Source organism: Cellulomonas iranensis NBRC 101100 = JCM 18110 (assembly GCF_001552375.1).
GTDB classification, from domain to species: domain Bacteria; phylum Actinomycetota; class Actinomycetes; order Actinomycetales; family Cellulomonadaceae; genus Cellulomonas; species Cellulomonas iranensis.
This window is the reverse complement of sequence record NZ_BCRB01000191.1, coordinates 1-1,016: the sequence shown is the minus strand read 5'-3', so window position 1 is coordinate 1,016 and position 1,016 is coordinate 1. Positions and strand designations below refer to the sequence as shown.

At 82.1% G+C, this 1,016-nt stretch carries 1 pseudogene; it reads left to right on the top strand.

Going from position 1 to position 1,016, the window contains the following annotated elements:
- Positions 1–1,016, top strand: a pseudogene (locus CS2_RS19280) (hypothetical protein); the annotation flags it as partial.

Below are 1,016 nucleotides of genomic sequence, written 5' to 3'. Positions count from 1 at the left end.
CCCGAGCCGGCCGCCGAGGAGGCTCCCGGCTGGTCGGCGCCCGCCGCCGAGCAGCAGCCCGCGTGGGCGTCCGCCGAGGACGCGCACCCCGACTGGGGCCTGCCCAGCACGCAGCAGTCCGCCGAGCCGCAGCCCGACTGGGCCGCTGCCGAGCCGCAGCCCGACTGGGCCGCTGCCGAGCAGCAGCAGCCGGACTGGGCCGCTGCCGAGCAGCAGCAGCCGGTGTGGCCCGTCGCCGAGCCGGCGGCCGAGCAGCAGCCCGTCTGGGCGGCCGCCGAGCCGCAGCCCGCGTGGTCCGCCGAGCCTCAGCCGGCCGTCCCGACGTTCGAGCTCGAGCCCGACGTCGAGGAGGAGGTCGCCGCACCCTGGGCGCCCGTCGCCGCGACGCCGCCGACGACCGTCGCCCCCGTCCCGGCGCCGCCGGTCGACCCCGAGCCCGCCCCGCAGCCGGTCGCCGAGGCCTGGCGCACGCCGTCGTGGCAGCAGGCGTCGCCCGCGGGGGACGCCGCGCCGGCGGCACCGTCGGCGGTCGACCCGGCACGTCCCGCCGCGCCCCTGTGGGCCCGGCCGGTCGCCGCCGAGCAGCCCACGCAGATGTTCTCGCCCGTCGAGTCCGCGGACGCCGTCGCGCCCTTCGACCCGCCGGCCGCACCCGCGCCCCAGGCTCCCGTCGCCGCCGCACCGGCGCCGGCACCGGCCTGGCCGGCCGCCCCCGCGGCCCCCGCGTCGCCGGCCGCGCAGCCCGCGTTCAGCGACCTCGTGGCGCCCGAGGAGGACAAGCCTCGACGCCGGTGGGGGAACTTCTTCAGCCGCAAGCGTGACGAGCCCGCGCCTGCGCCGCAGCAGCCGGCCGCGCCGACCCCCGAGGTCACGCGCACGCCCGTCCGCTCGTCGGCCTGGAGCCCGGACTCGGCGCCGGCTGCGCCCGCGCAGCCCGCGCCCGAGGCCACCGGCTGGCAGGCCCCGTCGTGGTCGGCTCCCGCCGCGCCCCCGCAGGCGGCACCCGCGCCGGCCCC